The following is a 22,787-nucleotide window of genomic DNA, read 5'->3' as shown; positions in this document are numbered from 1 at the left end:
TCCCCAACTCCGGAGCCACCCACTCCCGCTCGCCACCCTCCGGCAGCGAATCCGTCGCCATCCAGTGCAGCGCGCGGAAGTCCGGTGCCTGCTCGAAGACGAAATCAGAAAGCTCCAGGATGCCCGATGTGGTGAGCACCACCGTCGCTTTCGCGTCCTGGATGATGGCCCGCAGCCGGGGCAGGGTGCGCTCCAGCCGCATCGGGTCCGGCGGATACGCGGGCACCGCCACGGCCCCGGCATACAGGCAGCCGAAGAACCCCGCGATGTAGTCCAGCCCCGGCGGGTACAGCAGCAGTACGCGCTCGCCCGCCGCGCCACGCTCACTCAGCGCGGAAGCAATCCGCCTCGCGCGCACGTCCAGCTCCGACGCGCTCCAGGTGGTCTCCTCTCCGTCGTCCCCCAGGAACGTGTAGAGCGGCGCGTGGGCAGTGGGCCCATGGACAAGCTTCAGCAGGACGCCAGGAAGGGTTCGCGAGAAGTCGGGCACGGTGGGCTGTCCATGTGTCGAAAAACGCCGACACTTAATAGCAGCCCGGATGCTCAACGCCGTAGGCACTCGCTGTGTTGAAACACGGGAGTCCTCCGACGCCAGCCCACTCGGAGAGCAGGGGCTCGCCGCGTCATCACACGCGGCGAGCCACCCCTTTCAACCACCCCATGAAACCTTTATGCCCAGATCCGACTGATACATCCGGTCCCACCTCCGGTGTGTCGCGGGAGGTGGGTTTCGTTACGCCTTGTCCGTGTCGCTGAGCGCCTTCGTCAACAGCTCCGCCACGGACTGCACCGTCGGCTCGCGCAGCAGCGTGTAGTGCGTGCCCGGCAGGCGGTGCGACTCCAGCCGGTCACCCACGAGCGCCGCCCAGCCGCCGTCGGTGTCGCCCGAGTCCTCCGCCTCGATGCGCAGCACGCGCTGGGCCATGGCGGGCGGATGGTAGCGCCGGGCCGCTTCGAGGTTGGCCTCGAAGACCTGGAAGAGGGCCGTGGCGTCCACGCCGGGCGGCAGCGCTCCGGCCTGGGCCGCGGCGTCCAGCACCTTCTCCAGCGTCACTTCGGACTCCAGCGCCGCGGGGTCGATGCCCAGGTCCTGCGCGAACATCCCTACCGCCAGCGCGCGGTCCAGGTCCGGCTCGGAGTCCGGCACCGTCTCCGGGACGTAGGAGTCGATCATCGCCACCAGCTCCACGGCTTCACCCGCCTCACGCAGCTGATGCGCCATCTCGTAGGCGATGACGCCGCCCAGGGACCAGCCGCCCAGGCGGTACGGGCCATGGGGCTGGACCTTCCGCACCTCGCGCACGTAGCTGGCGGCCAGGGCCTCCACCGTGTCCAGCGGCTGCGCTTCACCGTCCAGGCCACGCGCCTGGATCCCGTAGAAGGGCTGATCCGGCCCCAGCTTCCGAGCAAGCTCCGCATAGGCCAGCACGTTGCCGCCCACCGGATGCACGCAGAAGAACGGCGTGCCGGTGCCTTCGTTGGTGAAGGGCACCAGCGGAGTGAAAGGCTTCGGCTCCTCGGCGGTCTCTCCCAGCAGTGCCGCGAACCGCTCCACCGTGGGGGCCTGAAAGAGCGCCGACAGCGGGAGCTTCCGGCCCGTCTCCCGGTTCACCGCCGCCATCAAGCGCACCGCCAGCAGCGAGTGCCCACCCAGCTCGAAGAAGCTGGTGCGCACGTCCACCGTGGACACGCCCAGCGCCTCCGCCCAGAGCGCGGCGATCCGCGCCTCGCCTTCGTTCCTGGGACCCACGAAGGTCTCCACGTCCACCGGGCCGTCCACGGGGACGGGCAGCGCCTTGCGGTCCACCTTGCCGTTGGGCGTCAGCGGCAGGACGGGCAGGGCGACGTAGGCGGCCGGCACCATGTAGTCCGGCAGCGTGCGCTGGAGGTGGCTTCGGAGCGGAACGGTGTCCACCTCCGGCGTGACGTAGGCCACCAGGCGCGGGAACCCGGGGGCGTCCTCGCGCAGCAACACCGTCGCGTCGCGCACGCCTGGAGCCGCACGCAGCGCGGCTTCGATTTCTCCCAGCTCGATGCGGTAGCCGCGCAGCTTCACCTGGAAGTCCAACCGGCCCAGGTACTCCAGGGTGCCGTCCTGCATCCACCGGACCCGGTCACCCGTGCGGTACATCCGCGCCCCGGGGAGCGTGCTGAACGGGTGGGGGATGAAGCGCTCCGCCGTGAGGTCCGGGCGGTTCCGGTAGCCGCGCGCCAGGCCCTCGCCCCCGATGAACAGCTCACCCGGGACGCCCGCGGACACGGGGTTCAGGTTCGAGTCCAGGACGTACACGCCCAGGTTCAACAGCGGGCGCCCGATGACGGGCGTGGGCATGGGGCTGCCCTGGATGGGGGCGATGGTGGCGTTCACGGTGCACTCCGTCGGACCGTAGGCGTTGAAGGCCCAGGTCCGCTGCGTCGCCGCGAGCGTGCGCCACGTCACCTCGTCCATCGCCTCGCCGCCGATGGAGCTGAGGCTCGGCACGTGCTCGCGCTCCAGCAGGCCCGCCTCCAGGAGCAGCTGGTACTGCGACGGCGTGGTGTCCAGCAGGTCGATGCGGTGCTGCGCCACCCACGCGAGCATCGCCTCCGGATCCCGCCGCACGGACTCAGGGACGAGGTACAGGCCGTGGCCGTCCAGCAGCAGGGACAGCTGCTGCACCGACGCATCGAAGAAGTACGGCGCGTTGACGCTGACCCGCATCGGACGGGTTGCCCGGTCGAAGCAGACTTCGTTCATCGCACGCCGCAGGTGCGCCAGCGAGCGGTGCTGGATCATCACGCCCTTGGGCGCGCCCGTGGAGCCCGACGTGTAGATGACGTACGCCAGGTGCTCCGGCCTCAGGGCCACGCGAGGGTTGCCCGGCGAGGACGCTTCGATGCGCCGGGCGTCCACGTCCAGCCGCACCACGTGCCGCACCGGCGGCTGCCAGGCCTCCACCTGGGACTGCGTGGTGAGCAGCACGGCCGCGCCGCTGTTCTCCAGGATGAAGGCCCGGCGCGCCTCCGGGGCCGACGGGTCCAGCGGCACGTACGCACCGCCCGCCTTGAGGATGCCCAGGATGGCGACGATGGCCTCCGGCGAGCGCTCCAGGCAGAACGCCACCGTCACGTCCGGGCCCACGCCCAGCGAGCGCAGGTAGTGCGCCAGCTGGTTCGCGCGCACGTTGAGCTGATGGAAGGACACGGTCGTGTCGCCCATCACCACGGCGGGGGCCTTGGGCGTGCGGGTCACCTGCTGCTCGAAGCGCGTGTGGAAGGGCACGTCCTCCTCGAAGGGGGCCGTCTCACCGCTCCACTCCTCGAGCACCCACTGGCGCTCCTCCGCCGTCAGCAGGGGCAGGGCGTCCACCTTCGTGTCCGGCCGTGAGACCGCCCCCTCCAGCAGCTGGAGGAAGTGCTCCGTCAGTCTTCGGGCCGTGGCGGGTTCGAAGAGGTCCGTGGCGTAGGAGAGGGCCCCCTCGAACCCGCGCTCCGTGCGGGCCAACGACAGGTCCAGGTCGAACTTCGTCGAGGGCAGGTCCACCTCCACCGGACGCAGCGTCAGCTCCGGCAGGCGCACCTCCGCGTCCGGCATGTTCTGGAGCCCGAAGAGGGCCTGGATGAGGGGCGTGCGCGACAGGTCTCTCGCGGGCTGTACGGCCTCCACCAGCCGCTCGAAGGGGAGGTCCTGGTGTTCGTACGCGCCCAACGTGGTGGCACGCACCTGGGAGACCAGCTCACGGAACGACGGGCGGGCGTCGAACCTCGCGCGCAGCACCAGCGTGTTGACGAAGAAGCCGATGAGGCCCTCCGTCTCCGCGTGGCGGCGGCCCGCGATGGACGTGCCCACCAGCAGGTCTTCCTGCCCCGAGTACCGGTGCAGCAGCGTCTGGAACGCCGCGAGCAGCACCATGAAGGGCGTGGCGCCCTCCGTCTGGGCCAGGGCCTCCACGGCTTCGCTCAAGGCCGGTGACAGGCGCACCGGGAACGTCGCGCCCCGTGCGGACCGCTGGGGCGGACGCGGCTTGTCCGTGGGCAGAGCCAGTGCCTGCGGGGCTCCGGCCAGCTGCTGCTTCCACCAGGCGAGCTGCGCGTCCAGCACCTCACCCTGGAGCCACCCGCGCTGCCATACGGCGAAGTCCGGGTACTGCACCGGCAGCGGGGCCAGCGGTGAGGGCTGGCCCTGCCGGAAGGCCTCGTAGAGCGCGGTGACTTCGCGCACCAGGATGCTCATGGACCAGCCGTCGCCAATGGTGTGGTGCATGCACAACAGCAGCACATGCTCTGCTTCGCCCAGCTTCAGGAGCGTGAGGCGCGCGAGCGGGCCCTCGGCGAGGTTGAAGGGCGTCAGTGCGTCCTCGCTCGCGAGCCTCACGGCCTCTGCTTCGCGCATGTCCTCGGGCAACCCCGTCAGGTCCACCACCGACAGGACTCCGGTGGGGGCGGGGTGCACGTGCTGGCGGGGTTCTCCGTCGTGGGACTCGAAGGTGGTGCGCAGCGCTTCGTGCCGCTCCACCAGCGCGTCGAAGGCCTGCTGGAGCGCGGGCACGTCCACCGCGCCCGTGAGGCGCAGCGCCGTGGGCATGTTGTAGAGCGCGCTGCCCGGGTCGAGCTGATCGATGAACCACAGCCGCTGCTGCGCGAACGACAGCGGATGCGGGCCAGGGCCCTCCGCGGGGCGCAGCGGCGGCAGGGCGCTGGCCTCCGGTGCGTCCGGCAGCCGCTGGGCGAGCGCCGCCAGGGTGGGGGACTCGAAGAGCGCCCGGACGCCCACGTCCACGCCGAAGCGGGCGCGGATGCGGGAGACCAATTGCGTCGCCAGCAGCGAGTGGCCACCCAGGTCGAAGAAGTGGTCATTGCGGCCCACGACGGGCACGCCCAGCAACTCCTCCCACAGCGTGGCCAGGGCCACCTCCGCGGGCGACGCCGGTGCCTCGTACGCGCGTGCGGATCGCAGCTGCGCCTCCGGTGCGGGCAGTGCCTTGCGGTCCAGCTTTCCGTTGGGGGTCAGCGGCAGGACGGGCAGGGTGACGTAGGCCGACGGCACCATGTACTCCGGCAGGTGCCGGCGCAGGTGCTCACGCAGCACCTCCGTGTCGCCGTCCGTCACGACGTAGGCCACGAGTCTGTCGTCGCGGACCAGCGCCGCCGCGTCCTCGACCGCCGGGTGCGTGCGCAGCGTGGCTTCGATTTCGCCCAGCTCGATGCGGTAACCGCGCAGCTTCACCTGGAAGTCCAGGCGGCCCATGAACTCCAGCGTGCCGTCCGGCCTCCAGCGGCCCTTGTCTCCCGTGCGGTACAGGCGCGCTCCGGGCTCCGTGCTGAACGGATCCGGCATGAAGCGTTCCGCGGTCAGGTCCGGCCGGCCCAGGTAGCCGCGCGTGACGCTCTCACCGGCGAAGCACAGCTCGCCCGGCATGCCGATGGGTACCAGCCGCTGCCGCGCATCCAGGACATAGGCCGTGAGGTTCGCCAGCGCCCGACCGATGAAGGGCTCCGTCCGGCGGGTCCCCTGGATGGTCACGCCCGTCGTGCCGACCGTGCACTCCGTGGGGCCGTAGCCATTGAAGACCCGGGTGCGGTCCGTCGCGGCCAGCTTCCGCCACGACTCCGAGTCCAAGGCGTCACCCCCCATCATCACGAGGGGCGGCACCCAGGCGCGCTCCAGCATTCCTGCCGCCAGCAGCGGCTTGAGCTGCGCGGGCGTGCAGTCGAACGAATCAATCCGGTGCTGCTCCAGCCACGCGAGCATCGCCTCCGGGTCCACGCGCAGCGCGTCCGGGACGATGTAGAGGCAGTGGCCGTCGATGAGCTGCACCACGCGCTCCATCACCGCGTCGAAGTACAGCGGCGCGTTGACGCTGACGCGCTGGCCTCGGGGCTGGCCCGCGTAGAACGCGCGGACGAAGGCCCGGTGCATGTTGAGGATGGTGCGGTGCTGCACCATCACGCCCTTGGGCGTGCCCGTGGAGCCGGACGTGTACAGCACGTACGCCAGGTGCTCCGGGCCCGTCAGCGCGGGCAGGGGCTCGTGGGAGAGCGCGCCCAGTCCGGCGTGCTCCACGTCCAGCCAGACCTCCTGCACGCCGTAGGGGCTCCAGTCCCCGCATGCAGCTTCCGTCGTGACGAGCACGGCCGCGGCGCTGTCCGTCAGCATGAAGTCCCTGCGCGCGGGCGGGGCTCCGGGGTCCAGCGGCACGAAGGCGCCGCCGGCCTTGAGGACCGCGAGGAGCGCGACAATGGCCTCCACCGAACGCTCGATGCACAGGGCCACCCGAACCTCCGGCCCAACCCCAATGGAGCGCAGCCTCCACGCGAGCTGGTTCGCCCGCGTGTCGAGCTGCCGGTACGTCAGCGCTATCTCTCCGAACACCACGGCCGGTGCGTCCGGAGTGCGGGCCACCTGCTGTTCAATGAGGCCGTGCAGCGTGGCATCGCGCTCGAAGTCCACCAGCTCGCCGCTGCCCATGCGCACCAGGCGCGCCAGCTCCTCCGGCGACACCAGCGGCACGTCCACCAGCGGCAGGTCCGGCGCTTCGCACACGGCCTCCAGCAGCCGCCGCAGCTGGACGAAGAGCCGTTCGATGGTGCCCGCGTCGAACAGGTCCGCCGCGTAACCCAGGTGGCCTTCGTAGCCTTCCGAGGACCGACCCAGGTTCAGGGCCAGCTCGAACTGTGACGGGGTGTCGCCCTCCAGGTGGGCCGGGGCCACGGTCAGGCCGGGCACGGCCAGCTCCGGCAGCGGGGCGTTCTGGAGCGCGAACATCGCCTGGAACAACGGCGTGCGCCCCAGGTCGCGCTCGGGCTGGAGCGCTTCCACCAGGTGTTCGAACGGGAGGTCCTGGTGCGCGTACGCGCCCAGCGTGGTGCCACGCACCTGCGTGAGCAGCTCACGGAACGTCGTCCTCGGGCTGAAGCGGCCTCGCAGCACCAGCATGTTCACGAAGAAGCCGATGAGGCCCTCCGTCTCCGCGTGCCGGCGGTTCGCGATGGGCGAGCCCACCAGCACGTCGTCCTGCCCGGACGCGCGATGCAGCAACGTCTGGAACGCCGCCAGCAGCACCATGAAGGGCGTGGCGCCTTCCCCCTGCGCCAGGGCCTCCACGCGCTCGCTCAGGGCGCGCGGCAGCGACACCCGGAGCAGGCCGCCTCGCCGCGAAGTGCCGGCCGTCCTCGGCCGGTCCGTGGGCAGGTCCAGCACGAAGGGGGCTCCGGACAGCTGCTGCTTCCACCAGTCCACCTGCGACTGGAGCACCTCCCCCTGGAGCCAGCCGCGCTGCCAGAGGGCGAAGTCCGCGTACTGCACCGGCAGCTCCGGCAGCGCCACCGGCTGCCCCGAGCGCCGAGCCGCATAGAGCGCGGTGAGCTCGCGCACGAGGACGCCCAGCGACCAGCCGTCGGACACGATGTGGTGCAGGTGCAGCACCAGCAGGTGCTCCCGCTCATCCAGCTTCAGGAGCAGCGCGCGGATCACCGGGCCGTGGGTCAGGTCGAACGGACGAAGGGATTCGGCGTGGCCCAGGCGCCAGGCCTCGGCCTGCCTCGCGGCGCGAGCGCCCAGGCCCGTCAGGTCCACCACCTCCAGGGGGACATGACCCTCCGGGTGGATGTCCTGCACCGGCTTGCCTGCGTCCATGCGGAACGTGGTCCGCAGGGATTCATGCCGCGCCATCAACGCGTCCAGACTGGCGCGCAGCGCTTCCACGTCCAGGTCGCCCGTGAGGCTCAAGGCCAGCGGCATGTTGTACAGCGGGCTTCCCGGCTCCAGCTGGTCGATGAACCACAGGCGCTGCTGCGCGAACGACAGCGGCGGCGCGGTCGTCCTCTCGGTACGGACCAGCGGCGGCGCCTGGGTGCGGCGGGCATCCGCCAGCTTCTCCGCCAGCGAGGCCACCGTGGGCGAACGGAACAGCTCACCCAGCGGCAGCTCCAGCCCCAGGGAGGAGCGGATGCGCGCCACCACCTGCGTGGCCAGCAGCGAGTGCCCACCCAGCTTGAAGAAGTCGGCGTGGAGGTCCACCTGCTCCAGGTGCAGCACCTCCGCCCAGATGGCCGCGATCGCCTTCTCCAGCGCGCTTCGGGGCGTGGCTGACCCCAACTCCTCGGTGCGGGCCTTCGGCGCGGGCAGGGCCTTGCGGTCCACCTTGCCGTTGGGGCTCAGCGGCAGCTTCGCCAGGACCACGATGGCTGAAGGCACCATGTAGTCCGGCAACCGCTGCTGCACGGCCGTCCGCAGCGCGCCCGTGTCCAGGCCTTCCGCGTTCACCACGTAGGCCACCAGGCGCTTGTCGCCGGGCACGTCCTCGCGCACGACGACCACCGCCTCCTGGACCTCGGGCGACTGGCGCAGCGTGGCTTCGACTTCACCCGGCTCGATGCGGTAGCCACGCAGCTTCACCTGGAAGTCGGCGCGGCCCAGGAACTCCAGCGTGCCGTCCCGCAGCCAGCGCACGCGGTCGCCCGTGTCGTAGAGGCGTGCTCCGGGCTGGGTGGCGAAGGGGTGGGGGAGGAAGCGCTCGGCGGTGAGGTCCGGACGCTGGAGGTAGCCCCAGGCCAGGCCGTCTCCGCCCACGTACAGCGTTCCCGGCACGCCCGGCGGCACGGGCTGGAGCGCGGCGTCCAGCACCCAGACCGTGGAGTTCGTCAACGGCCGGCCAATGGGCACCGAGCGGCCCACGGTGTCCCCCGCGCGCAGCGTGTGCGTGGCGGAGAACGTGGTGTTCTCCGTGGGGCCGTAACCATTGACGAGCACCGACCCCGGGGCCATCCGCCCCAGGTGCTCACGCACGCGCTCCACGGGCAGCACGTCGCCACCCGCGAGCACCTGCTTCACGCGGGCCAGCGCATCGCCCTGGTGCAGCACCATCTGTTCGAAGAGGGCGGCGGTGAGCCACAGCGTGGTGACGCCCTCGCGCCGCAGCAGCGCGCCGGTGTCCCCGAGCGACAACGCGCCCGCGGGGGCGACCACCAGCGTCGCGCCATTGAGCAGCGCGCCCCAGATCTCCAGCGTGGACGCGTCGAACGCGATGGGGGCCAGCTGGAGGCAGACCTCGTCGGGGCCGAAGTGGATGAAGTCCGCGCCGAGCACCAGGCGGGTGATGCCCCGGTGCGGGACACTCACGCCCTTGGGCCGGCCGGTGCTGCCCGACGTGAACATCACGTAGGCCAGCGCCTCCGAGGACACCGCCACGCCCAGCGCCGCCTCGGACTGCCGGGCGATGGCGGCCGCGTCGGCGTCCAGCAGGACCCGGAGGTCCGTCATGGTGGGCAGCTCGCCCGCCACCGCGGCCTCGGTCACGAGGAGGTTGACGCCCGCCTCGCGCAGCACCCACGCGATGCGCTCAGCGGGGGCCTGGGGATCCACCGGTACGTAGGCCGCGCCGGTCTTCAGGATGCCCAGGATGGCGGTGATGCTCCCGAACGAGCGCTCCACGCACAGGCCCACCCGGTGGCCGGGCCGCACGCCCTGGCGCCGCAGGTGATGCGCCAGCTGGTTCGAGGCCCGGTCCAGCGCCGCGTACGACATCCGCCGATCTCCGGCCTTCAGCGCCGTGGCGTCCGGCGCGCGCGCGGCCTGCTCGGAGAACAGCGCGGCCACGGACGCGTCACGCGGGAAGTCGCGGGCGGTGCCGCACCAGCCGGTGAGCAACCGCTGACGCTCCTCCGCCGTGAGCCAAGGCAGCTCCGGCAGCCGCGTGTCCGGAGAGCGGACAGCGGACTCCAGCAGCATGCGCAGGTGACCCACCATGCCGGCGATGGTGTCCGGGTCGAACAGGTCCTGGTTGAAGCCCAGCACGCCCTCGAAGCCGTCTGGCCCCCGGGCCAGCACGCATTGCAGGTCGAAGAGGGTGGACTCCTTTGGCACCTCCCGGGTCTTGAGCCTCAGCCCCGGCAGCGCCAGCTCCGGCATGGGGGCGTTCTGGAGCGTGAACGTCACCTGGAAGAGCGGCGTGCGGCCCAGGTCCCGCTCCGGCTGGAGGGCTTCCACCAGCTTTTCGAACGGGAGGTCCTGATGCTCGTAAGCGCCCAGCGTGGTGGCGCGCACCTGCTCCAGCAGCTCGCGGAAGCGCAGCGTCCCGCGCACGCGGGTGCGCAGCACGACGGTGTTCGCGAAGAAGCCGAGCAGCGACTCCGCCTCGGCATGGCGGCGGCCCGCGATGGGCGATCCCACGAGCACGTCCTCCTGCCCGGAGTACCTGTGCAGCAGCAGCTGGAACGCCGCGAGCAGCACCATGAAGGGCGTGGCGGATGCCTGCCGCGCGCAGGCCTCCACCGCCTCGCTCAGCTCGCGAGACAGGGCGAATGCCTGGCTCCCGGCGCGATATGCCTGCTCACGGACCGGACGCGGATGATCCGTGGGCAGTTCCAGCGTGGGCGCGGCGCCGTCCAGCTGGCCGCGCCAGTACGCCAGCTGCGACTCCAGGACATCCCCCTGGAACCAGGCGCGCTGCCAGAGGGCATGGTCCGCGAACTGGACCGTCAGCTCCGGCAGGGGCGACGGTTGCTCCGCCATGAAGGCCGCGTAGAGGGCGGCCATCTCCCGCACCAGCACGCCGGTGGACCAGCCGTCCGTCACGATGTGGTGCGTGTTGAGCAGCAGCACATGCTTCGTGGGCCCGAGCTTCATCAGGAGCCCCCGGAACAGCGGGCCGTTCTCCAGGTCGAACGGGGTGGAGGACTCCTCCTGTGCCAGCCGCGACACCTCCGCCTCCCGAGCCTCCGGCGTCGCAAGCGCGGACAGGTCCGCGTGCCGCAGGGACATGGGGAACGGCGGGTGGATGACCTGCGACGGAGTGCCTTCGCGCGACTGGAACGTGGTGCGCAGCGCTTCGTGGCGGCGCACCAGTTCGTCGAACGCGGCCAGCAGGACGATGACATCCAGCGAGCCATCCAGGTCCAGCAGGTGCGGGACGCTGTAGGCGGTGCCCGCGGTGCCCAGCTGTTCGGCGAACCACATGCGCTGCTGCGCGAAGGACAACGGCAGCACGTCCGGCCGTTGCACACGGACCAGCGAAGGCAGCGCGGACGGAGACGCCTCTCGAGGCTGCTGGAGCGCGTCGATGCGGCGCGCCAGCTCCGCCACCGTGGGGCCCTCCAGCAGGGCACGCAGGGGCAGCTCCACGTTGAAGCGCGCACGCACTCGGGACACCAGCTGCGTGGCCAGGAGCGAGTGACCACCGAGTTCGAAGAAGCCGTCATGGCGGCCCACCGCCGGGACACGCAGCACTTCGGACCACAGCGTGGCGAGCGTTGCCTCCGTGGGCGTCGCAGGCGGTTCGACGACGCGCGCCGGGGCCGGGGTGGCCTCCGGCGAGGGCAGGGCGTCGCGGTCCACCTTGCCGTTGCGAGTCTGGGGCAGGGCGTCCAGCGCGATGAATGCGGCGGGCACCATGTACTCCGGCAGGGTCCGGCGCAGGTGCTGACGCAGGGGCGCCGTGTCCATCTGGGGTGCGACCCAGGCAATGAGCCGGTCCTCGCGGACCAGGACCACCGCGTCGCGGACCTCCGGGTGCGAGCGCAGCGTGGCTTCGATTTCGCCTGGCTCGATGCGGTAGCCGCGCAGCTTCACCTGGAAGTCCAACCGGCCCAGGTATTCCAACGTGCCGTCTTCGCGCCAGCGCGCCTTGTCGCCGGTGCGGTAGAGGCGCGCGCCGGGCTCCGTGCTGAACGGATCCGGCACGAAGCGCTCGGCCGTCAGGTCCGGGCGGCCCAGGTAGCCGCGCGTGACGCCTTCACCGCTGATGCACAGCTCGCCCGGAGTACCGAAGGGCACCAGCCGCTGCTGCGCGTCCAGCACGTACGTGCGCAGGTTGGCCAGCGGCCGGCCAATGACGGGCGTCTCCTGCACGGCGTCCTGGATGCGCCAGTCCACCGAGTCCACGGTGCATTCCGTCGGGCCGTACTCGTTGAAAGCCCGGGTGCGATGGGATGCACGCAGCTGACGCCACGACTCCGGATCCACCGCCTCGCCGCCCACGGAGATGACGCCCGGGACATGGGCGCGCTCCAACAGGCCCGCGGCCAGCATCAGCCGCAGCTGCGAAGGCGTGCAGTCCAGCACGTCGATGCGCTGCTCCTCCAGCCACGCCACCATCGCTTCCGGGTCCTGCCGCAGGGCCTCCGGGACGACGTGCAGGCAGTGGCCGCTGAGCAACTGGACCACCTGGGCGATGGACGCATCGAAGTGAAGCGGTGCGTTGACGGTGACGCGCTGGCCCGGCGCCAGCCCCGCGTGGAGGCTGCGCGTCAGCGCCTGATGCAAGTTGAGGACCGGCCGGTGCTGCACCATCACGCCCTTGGGCGTGCCGGTGGAGCCCGAGGTGTAGAGGACGTAGGCCAGGTTGGCCGGGCCCGCCGCCGGGGGCAGGTTCTCCGAAAACCTGTCCGACAGTCGGACAGGTTTTTCGTCAAGCCGCACCCGGTGGGGCACTTCGGGGTCCCATGCTTCTTGCACGGCCGTCGTCGTCACCAGGACGGACGCGCCGCAATCCTTGAGGACGAAGGACTTCCGTGCGGCCGGGGCCGACGGGTCCACCGGCACGAAGGCGCCTCCGGCCTTGAGCACCGCCAGCAGCGCGACCACGCCCTCCACCGAGCGCTCCAGGCACAGCGCAACCGTCACCTCAGGGCCCACGCCCAGAGACCGCAGCTCCCAGGCGAGCGCGTTGGCCCTCGCGTTGAGCTGCCGGTACGTCAGCGCCGTCTCACCGAACACCACGGCCGGTGCTTCCGGCGTCTCGGCGGCCTGCTTTTCGAAGCGCGCGTGCAGCGTGGCGTCGCGCTCGAAGTCCAGGGCGTCACCGGTGCCGGCTCGCAGCAATGCGTCCCGGTCTCCGGCGGACAGCAGGGACACGTCCTCCAGCCGGACGTCCGGCTGGATCAACTCCTCCAGCGCCTGCCGCCACTGGCCCAGCACCCTGCGCACGGCGTCCTCGTCGAAGCGGCCGGCGTCGTAGACCAGCTGCAGTTGGAGCTCTTCGCGCGGCACCACAGTGGCCGACAGCGGGTAGTTCGTGCTGTCGCCGAACTCCAGATCGCGCAGGTCCATCGCGGTGAACCGGCGCAGCACGGATTCGTCGAACGGGTAGTTCTCGAAGACGAACAGCGACTGGAACAGCGGCTGTCCCCGCGGGATGTCGCTCCAGCCGTGCGCCGCGACCAGCGGCGTGTACTGGTGCTGCTGGATGCCCAGCAGCTTCGCCTGGAGGGACTGGAGCCACGGCAGCACCGGCTCGGCGTCACCCGGCAGCGTGATGCGCACCGGCTGCGTGGTGATGAGCAGACCCAGCATCGCGTCCGCGCCCGGCAACTCCGGCGGACGGCCCGCCAGTGTGGTGCCGAAGATCACGTCGCGCGTGTCCGAGTGGCGCGCCAGCACCAGCGCCCAGGCCGCCTGCGTCAGCGTGTTGAGCGTGAGCTGATGCCGCTTCGCGAAGGACTCCAGTGCGGTGGTGACCGGCCCCGGCAACGCCACCCGAACGTCGGGCCGCTTGTCGGACGTGGTGGGCTTCACCAACGACGCAGGCCGCGCCGAAGGCAGGGGCGTGGGCGCGGACAGGCCCGCGAGCTGGTCTCTCCAGAAGCGCTCGTCCTCCGCCGGGTCGCGGCGATCCAACCACGCGATGTAGTCGCGGAACGGAGGCCGGCCCGAGGGCGGCGGCGGCGTCCCGGCGCGCAGGGCGTCGTAGAGGGCGAAGACCTCCTGGAAGAACAGGCCCATGCTCCAGCCGTCCATCAACAGGTGATGGTGGCTCCAGAGGAAGCGCCAGCGCGCCTCCCCCAGGCGTACGGCCGTCATCCTCGACAGCGGCGCCCTCGACACGTCGAAGCCCTGCGCACGGTCGTCGGCCATCAGCTTCGCCAGCGCGGCGGGCTGCTCCGCCTCCGGCAGGTGACGCCAGTCGTGGACGATGAACGGCAACGTCGCGTGCGAGTGCACCACCTGCAGCGGGGACTCCAGGCCCTCCCACACGAACGCGGTGCGCAGGATGGGGTTGCGGTCCACGGCCGTCTGCCACGTCCGCTGGAGCAGCGCGATGTCCACGTCCGAGTGGCTCGACCACGCGGCCTGCTCGAAGTAGAGGGCCGCCTCCGGAGTGTTCAGGGCGTGGAAGAGCATGCCCTCCTGGAGCGGGGACAGCGGGAACAGGTCCTCCACCGTGGGGCCGCGCGCCGCGAGCACCGAGTCCAACGCGGTCTGAGACAGGCGGGCCAGCGGGAAGTCACCCGGCGTGCGCCGCTTCGCATCCTCCGAATGGCGCTGGGCGATCAGCTCTCGCAGCTCCTTGAGGAAGCGCTCCGCCAGCGCCCGCACCGTCGCCTCGTGGTGCTGCCGCTGGCTGTAGCCGAACGTCATCCGCAGCCGGCCCTGGAGCACCGAACCATCCACGGCCAGCGCGTGCGGCTGCACGGCCCGGGGCTCCACGATGGGCCCCACCGGCTCGTCGCTCATCGTGAAGAGCGTGCTGGCGGCGGCCGTGCCGTCCAGCTGCCCCAGGTAGTTGAACGACACCTGCGCCTTGGGCATCGCGGCCAGCCGGGCTCGCGTCTCCGGAGGTCCCAGGTGGCGCAGCAGGTTGAAGCCGATGCCCCGGCCGGGCCACGCCTTCAGCGAATCCCGCACCGCGCGCAGCCCGTCTCCCAACGTCCCGCCCGCGGGCAGCCGCAGCAGGGCCGGCGCCACGGACGTGAACCAGCCCACCGTGCGCGAGATGTCCACGTCCGCGAACAGCTCCTCGCGGCCATGGCCCTCCAGCTCGATGAGCACGTCCGGCTTCCCGGTCCATTCACCCAACGTCCGGGCGAGCGCCGTCAGGAGCACGTCGTCGATGCGCGCCCGCCAACCGGTGGGCGTCTCCTGGAGCAGCTGCCGCGTCTCCTCGGCGTCCAGCTCGACGGCGACGGAGGCGCGCGACGCGTACGTGTACGGACCCGGGCCGTCCACCGGCAGCGGGGCCACGTCGCCTTGCATCGCGTTCCGCCAGAAGGACTCCTGCGCGCCCAGCGCGTCCGTCAGGGCGTGCTTCTCCAGCCGCCGCGCCCAGGCCTGGAACGACGTCGTCTTCGCGGGCAGCGCCGGAGCACGGGCCGACTGGAGCTGGAGGTACGCCGTCTCCAAATCCTCCACCAGGATGCGCCACGACACCGCGTCCACCACCAGGTGGTGGATGATCAGCAGCAGGCGCTGCGGCTCCCCGGTGCCGAACTGGAACAGCGCCACGCGCACCAGCGGAGGCGTGGCCAGGTCGAAGTCCGCCTGGAGCTTCGCGGCCTCGCGCTCCATCGCGGCGAGCCGGGCCTCCTGGGGCAACATGGACAGGTCCACCTGGACGAGCACGGGGCGCGCGTCCTCGGGGGCCACGGCCTCCTGGCGCCATGAGCCGTCCTCGGCGTGCACGTAGCGCAGGCGCAGGGCGTCGTGATGGGCGACGAGTGCCTGGATGGCCCGCTCGACCCCATCGGCCTTCAGCGGCTGACGGGCCTTGAGCAGCAGGGCGTGGTTGAAGTGGTGCGGGTACGTCGGCTCACGCTCGAACAGGTCCACCTGGATGGGCGTGAGGGGCACTTCGCCCACCACCGGGCCCTGCTCCGCGAGGGTGGCCTCTCCGTCCCGAGCCACGGCCGCCAGCGCGCCCAGGGTGGGGTGCTGGAAGAGGTCCTTCACCTGCAACCGCACGCCGGCCTGCCGCGCCCTCGCGACGACCTGGAGGCTGATGATGGAGTCGCCGCCCAGCTCGAAGAAGTTGTCGTCCAGGCCCACGCGATCCACGCGCAGCACCTGGGCCAGCACCTGGGCCAGCACCTGCTCCCGGGGCGTTTGCGGCGCGACGAACTCACGGCGCGAGGCGCGCTGGCCCGACGGCGCGGGCAGGGCCTTGCGGTCCACCTTGTCCTGCGGCGTCAGCGGCAGGGCATCCAGCGGGACGAAGACCGACGGCAGCATGTAGTCCGGCACCCGCTGGCGCATGAAGTCGCGCAGGACTTCCGGATCGGGGACGGACGCGGGGACGACGTAGGCCACCAGCCGCTTGTCGCCGGGCACGTCCTCGCGCACCACGGCCACGGCCTCGCGCACCTCCGGATGCGCGGACAGGGCGGCCTCCACCTCCGCCAGCTCGACGCGGAAGCCACGCACCTTCACCTGGTGGTCGGTGCGGCCCAGGAAGTCCAGCACCCCGTCCGGCCGCCAGCGCGCCAGGTCGCCCGTGCGGTAGAGGCGCGCACCCGGTTGCGAGGAGAAGGGGTGCGGGACGAAGCGCTCCGCGGTGAGGTCCGGCCGCGAGATGTAGCCGCGCGCCAGGCCGTCGCCGCCGATGAACAGCTCGCCGGGGACTCCCGGGGGTACCGGCTGTCCGTGCGCATCCAGGACGTACAGGTCCGTGTTCGTGATGGGCCGCCCCAGGGGCACGGGGGTCTCCACGCTCGCGGGTTCCACCATCTTGTGCACGGAGGCGATCACCGTCGCCTCGGTGGGGCCGTAGCAGGCGTAGAAGATGAGGCCCGGATGCGCCTCCAGCAGCTTGCGCGAGTGCACGGGCGAGATGACGTCGCCGCCCGAGATGAGCCACCGCACGCTCCGCAGGGCCTCCAGCTTCAGGTCCACCACCTGCGTGAAGAGGCCCGCCGTGAGCATCATCGACGTGACCTCATGGCGCTGGATGACCTGCGCCAGCACCTCCAGGTCCGACGGCGACGTGGGAGGGAACACCACCAGCCGGCCACCGTGGGAGAGCGGCCCCCAGATCTCGAGCGTCGCCGGGTCGAAGGAGATGGGCGCGATGTGCAGGAACGTCTCGTTGTTCAGGCACATGTGCCCGAAGGCCGGGTGCTGCAACAGGCGCATCACCGCGAGGTGATCCACCGCGACGCCCTTGGGGCGTCCGGTGCTGCCGGACGTGAAGTCCACGTACGCCAGGTGGCGCGAGCGCAGGCCGGTGTCCTCCACGCGCGACGTGGGCAGGTCCGCGACGGGTGTTTCCTCCACGAAGAGGGACGGCAGCTCCACCGGCAGCGCTTCGCGCAGCCTGCGCGTGGTGAGGAGCAGCTTCGCGGGCGCGTCCTCCAGCATCGCGGCCAGGCGCGGCGCCGGGTAGTTCGGGTCGAGCGGCACGTACGCGCCCCCCGCCTTGAGGATGGCGAGCAGGGAGACAATGAGCTCCAGGGAGCGCTCCAGGCACACCGCCACCAGCACGTCCGGGCCCACGCCGTGCCCGCGCAGCAGGTGCGCCCACTGGTTCGAGCGCGCATCCAGCTGCGCGTACGTCAGGTGCGCGTCCCCGAATTCCACCGCCACCTCGTCCGGCTGGTGCGCGACGTGAATGGCGAAGAGGTCTGGCAGGACGGCCTCTCGCGGGATGTTCCGGAAGGTGGCGTTCCAGGAGCGCAGCACGCGCTCGCGTTCCGCCTCGTCCATGAGGGGCAGCCGGGCAACGGGCATGCGGGGCTGGGCCACCACCTCGCGCGCCAGGGTCACCATGTGCCCGGCCAGGCGCTCGATGGTGGCCGCGTCGAAGAGGGCGGTGACGTACTCCATGCTGCAGTGGAAGCCGTCACGGCCCTCCACCACCTCCATGCCCAGGTCGAACTTGGCAGTGCCGGTCGGCACCTCCACCGGGGTCAGCTCCAGCCCCTCCGGGCGGGCCTTGGGCAGGGGCGTGTTGACCAGGTTGATGCTCGCCTGGAACAGCGGGGTGCGGCTCAGGTCACGCGGCAGCTGCATCGCGTCCAGCACGCGCTCGAACGGGGCGTCCTGGTGCGCGAAGGCCTCGAGGGTCTGCGCGCGCACGCGGCCCAGCAGCTCCACGAAGGACGGCATGCCTGACAGGCGCGAGCGGAAGGGCAGGGTGTTGATGAAGCACCCCATCAGCCACTCGAGCTCCGGCCGCGTGCGGCCCGCGATGGGCGTGCCGACGACGAAGTCCTCCTGGCCGGAGTAGCGCGACAGCACCGTCTGGTAGAGCGCCATCAACACCATGAACGACGTGGCGCCGTGCTTGCGGCCCAGCGCCAGCAGCGGCGCGGAGACCTCCGACGGCAGGAGGAAGGTGTACCGCGCGCCCGAGAAGGACATGACCGCCGGGCGCGGCCGGTCCGTGGGCAGCTCCAGCGCGGGCGCACCGGCCAGGTGGTCCCTCCACCAGGCCACCTGCTTCTCCATCACGCCGCCTTCCAGCCACTTGCGCTGCCACACGGCGTAGTCCGCGTACTGCACCGGCAGCTCCGGCAGCGGCGACGGCTGGCCCGCGCGGAACGCGGTGTAGTTCACCGTCAGCTCATGCGCGATGACCATGGTGCACCACGCGTCGGACACCGCGTGGTGGAACGTCACGAGCAGCACGTGCTCGCGCTCGCCCATGCGCAAGAGCGCCCCGCGGACGACTTCCTTCTCCAGGTCGAAGGGCTGGCGCACGGCCTCCTGGAAGTAGCCGCGCATCGCTGCTTCCCGCGCCTCCGGCGTGTCGCCGGGCACGTCCCAGTGCTGGAGCGGCAGGCCCCGGGGCGGGTGGATGACCTGCACCGCATGGTCCCCGTCCAGGGAGTAGGTGGTGCGCAGCACCTCGTGGCGGACCACCAGCGTGTCCAGCGCGGTCTGGAGCGCGGCTTCGTCCAGCTCGCCCGTGAGCCGGAAGATGGCGGGGTTGTTGTACGCGCTGCTCGAGGGCTCCAGTTGCTGGAGGTACCAGAGGCGCTGCTGCGCGAAGGACAGGGGCAGCGGCGTGTCGCGGCCCACGCGCGGGATGGGCGGCGGGCCCAGGTCCACGACCTTCGGGGTGACGGCCGGCGCGACCGCCGGAGCCAGGGGGCGCGGAGCCTCCACTGCGGGACGCGCCACGGGCGGAGGGGGGAGTCTCGACGGTGAGGCCACCGGATCCACGCGGCCATCCGCGCGCAACCGGACATGGCGGCCCGTGCGGTACAGCCGGGCGGCGGACTCGCGAGGGTGCGGCACCAGGCGGCGGTGCTCTTCATCGCTCGCGCGCCACAGCGCCGTGGGGAGGCCCGCGCCCGCGAGGGCCAGTTCGCCCACCACGCCCGCGGGCACGGGCTGTCCGGCCGCGTCCAGCACCCAGGCCTGGAGGTTGCCGGGGATGCGCTCCGCCAGCGTGCGCGGCAGCAGCGCGCCCTCCTGGGCGTCACCCGACAGCCACACCTCCACGCCCGCGGCCCGGTGCAGCGCCGCGCCCAGCTCCACCGACGCGCCCTCCAGCACCAGCGCGCCCACGCGGGACAGCGACTCGCGCGCTCCGGGCAGCTCGCTCAGCGAGCGCGCCAGCCGCGCCGACGTGTGCAGCAGCACCGCGCCGGACTGGCGGGCCAGCTCCAGCAGCCCCTCCACGCCCGCCTCGGCCTCCACCAGCACCTGCTCCTGGCGGGCGGCGGCCTCCGCGTCCATGCGCTCGCGCACCACCGCCAGCCGGCGCAGGCCTTCCAGCACCACCGGGGTGTCCAGGCCGAAGTCGATGAGCGCCGCCACCTCGTCCACGTCCGCCGCGCGCACGTCGCGCAGCCGCTTGAGCGCGCTGTCCACCGTGCCCAGCAGGCCGGTGTTCTTCGCGTGGTTCTCGAAGGTGCGCTCCAGCACCGCGTTGATGTCGTCCGGCGACAGCTTCTGGACGTCGGTGATGCCCTGCGCCTGGAGCAGCGACGTGCTGATGTCCACCGAGCTGCGGAAGTAGCCGAGCAGCGGCTGGCGCACCGTGCGCAGCACCTCCTGTTCGTCGTCGCCCAGGTACGTGTGCAGCATGCAGGTGATGTGGCCGCGGCCCGGGTGGCCATTGCGGCGCCACGCCTCGCGGTACAGCGCCACCTTCTGCTTCAGCTCCTCCAGCGAATGGGACAGCAGGCCCGTGAGCACGCCCGCGCCCAGCTCGCCCGCCATGCGGAAGGTCTCCGGGTTGCCCGTGGCGGTGAGCCACACCGGCAGCTCCTTCTGCACCGGCTTCGGGCGTAGGCCGACCTCGGCCGTGCTGCCGGCGCCCGCGGGACGCTTGAAGCGCTCGCCGCGCCACAGCGCGCGCAGCGTGGAGAGCTTCTCCAGGAGGATGTCGCGCCGCTTCTCGTAGTTGCCCGGCGCGAAGGTGAAGTCCTGCGTGTGCCAGCCGGTGGCCACGGACAGGCCCACGCGGCCCTGGGACAGGTTGTCCACCACGGACCACTGCTCCGCGATGAGCAGCGGATCATGCAGCGGCAGCACCACGCTGCCCGAGCGCAGGCGCAGGTGCTTCGTGACGGTGGCGATGCCCGCCGCCACCACCGCGGGCTGCGGGTACAGACCGCCGAACGAGTGGAAGTGCCGCTCCGGCGTCCACACCGCTGAGAAGCCATTCGCGTCCGCGAACCTGGCGCCCTCGAGCAGCAGCTCGTACTTCGGCCCCTGGAGCGTGTCCTCGTCGTTGGCGAAGTAGATGAGGCTCACGTCCATGGCCTTCGCGCGAGGCCCGCCACCATGCAGGTTCACCAGCCCCGCGGTGATGCGCTCCGGCGGGAACACCACCCGCAGGCCGCGAGTCAGCGCCCACAGCGCCTCCAGCTCCGGACGGTCGGAGGACGGCTCGCTCGCGGACAGCCACGCGCCGCCGTCCGGGGGCGACAGGCGCGTGTCCAGACCGGAGAAGAACTCCGCCAGCTCCCGGTGGCCCAACGCCCACGCGGGCTGGCCCCGGCCCGCGGGCAGCAGCCAGGCGAGGGCGTGCGGTTCGACGTTCGAGGCCGCGGGAGCCGCGCTCGAAGCCTGAAGGTCCTCCACGTAGACGACGCGTGCTGCATCCACGCGCACGGAGGCCACCAGGCCGCGCGTGGTGACGAGCACCGGCACCGGCGAGCCTTCAGGCGCGTACACGGGCAGGTGGCCCAGGTCGGACGGGCCCAGCGTGACGCACGCGCCGCCCGCGCTCAGCACGGCCCACAGCGCGGCCAGCTTCTCCGGCGATGTCCGCAGGCACACGGCCACCGGCGTTCCGGCCTTCACGCCCAGGGCCGTCAGCCGCGCGGCCAGGGCATCCGCGCGGGCGCCCAGCTCGCTCCAGGTCCAGTGCGTGTCTCCCTGGGACAGGGCGGTGTCCCCCCCCTGGCGCGCGCGCCGCTCCGCGAGCAGCGTGGGCACGGCGACGAGCCCCGGCGTGGCGCGAGGCGTGGGCCAGGCGCGGCGCTCGTCATCGGTGGTCAGCGGCAGGTGCGCCACCGGCAGGTCGGGGTTCGCGAGCGCCGCGGCCAGCAGCACCTGGAAGTGCTCCACGAGCCGCGCCGTGGTGGCGGCGTCGAACAGGTCCTTCGCGTACTCCAGCGCGCCGTGGATGCGGGTGGGGTGCTCGAAGAGGACGAGGGTCAGCTCGCTCAGGGTGGAGCCCCACTGCACGGGCGTGCCGGGCACCTCCACCAGCGAGCCGCGCAGGCCGATGAGCTCCAGCGTCTCCGAAGAGCTCGCGCCCGTGTGGTAGACGAACACGGAGTCCGTCATGCGCCCGCGGCCGATGTCATGGCCCGGGATGAGCGCTTCCACCAGGTATTCGAAGGGCACGTCCGGGCGCGTCTGCGCGTCCGCGACCTCGCCGCGCACCTGGGCCAGCAGCTCGCGGAACGTGAGCCCTTCGGAGAACCGCGTGCGGAACGCCGCCGAGTGCGCCACGTAACCGATGAGCGGCATCAGTTCCGGCCGCGTGCGGTTGGCGATGGGCGTGCCGACGACGACGTCCGTCTGGCCACTGTAGCGATGCAGCAGCGACTGCCACGCGGCGAGCACCGTCATGTAGCCGGTGAAGCCCTCGCGGCGCGTGAAGGCCAGCAGCTCGTGGGCGAGCGCGGGAGGGAAGTCCACGAGCATGCGCGCGGAGGCGATGACGGGCTCGTTGGAGCGGGGCCGGTCGGTGGGCAGATCCAACCGGCGAGGCATGCCGGCCAGCCGCTGCCGCCAGCCCTGGTCCTGTTCAGCCAGCCGTCCGGTCGCGAGTCCCCGGCGCTGCCACGCGCCGAAGTCCGCGTACTGGAGGGGCAGGGGCTTGAGCGGCGAGGGGCGGCCCTGGAGGAAGGCGTCGTAGAGCTGGCCCAGCTCCTGGACGAACAGGGCCAGGGACATCGTGTCGCTGACGATGTGGTGGATGCTGACGATGAGCAGGTGCTGCTTCACGTCGATGCGGACCAGGGTGGTGCGCAGGACGGGGCCGTGGATCAGGTCGAACGGCTTCGCGGCGTCCTCGCGGGCGATCCGCAGGGCTTCGGGTTCGCGGGTCTCCATGGGGCCGCGCAGCTCCACGCGGGTGAGCGGGACGTGCATCCGCGCGTGGAAGCGCTGCACGGGGCGGCCGTCCACGGCGTCGTAGGTGGTGCGCAGCGCTTCGTGGCGCTGGACGATCTCCTGGATGCCGCGCTCCAGCACGGCCGCGTCCAGGTCTCCTTCGAGCCGGAGGACGACCGGGAGGTTGTACGCGGACAGGCCGGGCAGGTGCTGCTCCAGGCGCCAGACGCGCTCCTGCACGAAGGACAGGGGCAGCTCGCCGTCGCGAGGCAGCGGCACCAGCGGAAGCTCCGTGGAGACGGGGGCCTGCGGCGCTTCGCGCAGCAGGGGCTCCAGGCGCTCCGCGATGCCGGCGACGGTGGGGGCCTCGAAGAGGGCGGCGAGGGGAAGGTTCACGCCGAAGGCATCACGGAGCTGATTGAGCAGCTGCGCGGCAGTCAGCGAGTTGCCACCGAGTTCCAGGAAGTCGTCATGGCGGCCCACGAACTCCAGGCCCAGACGGTCGCGCCACAGCGCGGCCACGCGTTCCTCCACGTCGCCACGGGGCGCGTCGTCGCGGCCGGGCGGGGGAGGGGTG

At 71.8% G+C, this 22,787-nt stretch carries 2 protein-coding genes; both read right to left on the bottom strand.

Annotated features, from left to right (window positions below):
- Positions 1 to 490: AMP-binding protein (locus D7X55_RS13650; RefSeq protein ID WP_147470101.1), on the bottom strand; the 490-nt coding region annotated here is incomplete at its 3' end.
- Positions 491 to 733: 243 nt separating this feature from the next.
- On the bottom strand, positions 734 to 22,787 hold a 22,054-nt coding region (locus D7X55_RS13645), incomplete at its 5' end, for a non-ribosomal peptide synthase/polyketide synthase (RefSeq protein ID WP_121723285.1).

Source organism: Corallococcus sp. AB049A (genome assembly GCF_003668885.1).
Taxonomy (GTDB): domain Bacteria; phylum Myxococcota; class Myxococcia; order Myxococcales; family Myxococcaceae; genus Corallococcus; species Corallococcus interemptor.
This window is presented reverse-complemented; position numbering and strand designations above follow the sequence as displayed.